Source organism: Natrinema soli (assembly GCF_028618695.1).
Window position 1 is genome coordinate 1 of record NZ_JAQIVI010000410.1, and the last position, 2,237, is coordinate 2,237.

The 2,237-nt window shown below is 65.7% G+C and carries 2 protein-coding genes and 1 pseudogene; 1 reads left to right on the forward strand and 2 read right to left on the reverse strand.

Annotated elements, in window-relative coordinates; translation table 11 throughout:
- Both PGX04_RS22290 and deoC read right to left on the reverse strand, forming a co-directional pair.
- A partial coding sequence (locus PGX04_RS22290; RefSeq protein WP_273740502.1) for an HPP family protein occupies positions 1–788 on the reverse strand: 788 nt, incomplete at its 3' end.
- 545 nt (positions 789–1,333) lie between these two features.
- Positions 1,334–2,011: a deoxyribose-phosphate aldolase gene (gene deoC, locus PGX04_RS22295; RefSeq protein WP_273740503.1), complete on the reverse strand. Its 678-nt coding sequence runs from the start codon at positions 2,009–2,011 to the stop codon at positions 1,334–1,336.
- Between the two features lie 126 nt (positions 2,012–2,137).
- On the opposite strand from deoC, the pseudogene PGX04_RS22300 reads away from it, so the two are divergent.
- A pseudogene (locus tag PGX04_RS22300) lies at positions 2,138–2,237 on the forward strand (ribose 1,5-bisphosphate isomerase); the annotation flags it as partial.

Sequence of the window (2,237 nt, forward strand, 5' to 3'; positions counted from 1 at the left end):
GGGGCCAGTTCCTCGCTCCCGTCGTCCCCGGCGGCCTCGGTATCGACGAGATCGACGCGCTGCTCGGCGTCGTCCTCGTCGATCACGTCGAAGAGGACCACCTTCCCCGCGTCGTGTGCGCCGGCGATCGACGCGGCGAAGCGGGCGACCGTCTCCCCGCCGTCAGCCATCGGAACGAGGACGTGATCGTCGCCGCCGGTCGTCCCGTAGAGGTACTGCGCGCGCTGCTCGTAGAAGCGACTCCGCCAGAGGACGAACGCACTCGCGACGAACGAACTCGAGACGACGATGCCCAGCACGTAGGCGAACTGCGCGTTCCCGGTCACGAGCACGAGCAGCGCGGTCGAAAACGCCGTCGGTTCCTCCAGATCAAGCCCCCACGTGCAGCACCCGGTGAAGAAGATGGCGAGGGCGGCTCCGGCCGCGCTGACGCCACCGCCGTTCAGTCCGACCGCGGCCGTGAGCTCGAGCGCGAGCCAGCCACAGAGCGCGCCGACGGTCATGCCGCCGACGAACCTCCACGGCGTGGCGTGCTTCCCCTCGGGATCGGCGAAGAGCGTGTACGTGCCAGACGCCAGCGGCGGAAACAGCAGGAAGGAGATCACCGCCGTCATGTTCGTCAGCCACGTCACCGCCGCGATCAACAGCGGGACGAACACCAGTACCGAGAGATGGAGGAGGTTCCCGGTGTGCTCGAGCCACCGGACGAAGGAATCGAGTTCGCGTCGCTCCAGCCGTCGCAGTCGACTCGCGAGCGCGTGCAGTCGCGCTCGCACCCCCTCGAGCATAGGAATCCGTTGCTCGCGGATCGACCAAAACTGTTCGGCTTCGCTCGAAATCGACGCGCCGGTCGGCTGTCCCTGATCTCTCCTCTCGAAGACGTGATCGGACGGTTCAACGGCTGTCCGCGGCCGATTTCTGCCGAGTCAGCTGGTGCGTACTACCCCTGTAACGGCATGTCACCTTTCTCGAGAAAAAATTAACTCGTATCATCACACACAGTGTGGTATGGTGGCCGATGAAGAGGAGAACCAGCGGGCAGTCGCAATGTGCGAGAATTGTGAGACTGCACATGCAGTCCGTCTCGGCCCTGACGGCGAAATACGGCCGATTGGGAGCGGACGAGGTCCCGCTTGTTCCTGCGAAGATGGTGATCTTCGACTCATGAGCAACGATGCATCCGTTCTCGAAGACGTGGACGGGTAGAAGTCGCAGTTGACACGGTGAGACGGCTACCTGAGGAACGATCGCTGTGTGACTGTTCTCTACTGTACGATTCCGTGGATAGCCTCGTACTCGTCTGCGAACCATCGCTGCCGTCTCCCCGTCGCCGCTACTCCGGTGCGCCCTCGAGAATCTCGACCCCGCTCGAGGCTCCGATGCGTTCGGCACCGGCCTCGAGCATCGCCACGGCCTGGTCGTAGCTGCCGACGCCGCCGCTGGCCTTGACGGGGAGGTACTCGCTCATGAGTTCGACGTCGGGAATCGTGGCACCGGCGCTCACGGCTTCGCCGTTCGCACGTTGCTTCTCCGAAGCACCGCTCGCAAACCCGGTCGAAGTCTTCACCATCGCCGCGTCGGCCGCTCGGGCGGCCTCGCAGGCCCGACGCTTCTCCGCGTCGGAGAGGAGCGCGGTCTCGATGATCACCTTTACCGGGATCGGCACGGCGGCAACCAGTTCCGCGAGTTCGGCCCTGACGGCGTCGTCTTCGCCCGCCCGCAGGCGACCGACGTTGATGACGACGTCGAGTTCGTCGGCTCCGTCCTGCCAGGCCGTCACGCCCTCCCGCCGTTTCACGTCGGGCGCGTGTTGGCCGTGCGGGAAGCCGATCACCGTCGCGAGGGTGACGTTCGGGGCGTACTCGGCGGCCAACTCGACCGCGTAGGGCGGGATACAGGCGTTCATGCCGTGCTCTCGAGCGTCATCGAGGACGGCTCGAACGTCGGCGGGCGTCGTCTCGGGACCGAGGACGGTGTGGTCGATCAGGGGGGCGAGCTCGCTGCGATCCATAGGTGGGTCGACTCGTCGGACCGACAAAAAGGCGTCCGATTACGCAGTCGACAGCCATCCGGAACATAGCGTCACTGTCCCGCGGCCGACGGTATCCTTTTCAGCTGTCACATGCAACTGACCCTCATGGCCGACGCAGACCCCGGCACCGTTCCGGCCGTCGAATCCACCGCCGACGACATCGCCGCGATGCGGATCCGCGGCGCGGCGACCATCGCCGACGCGG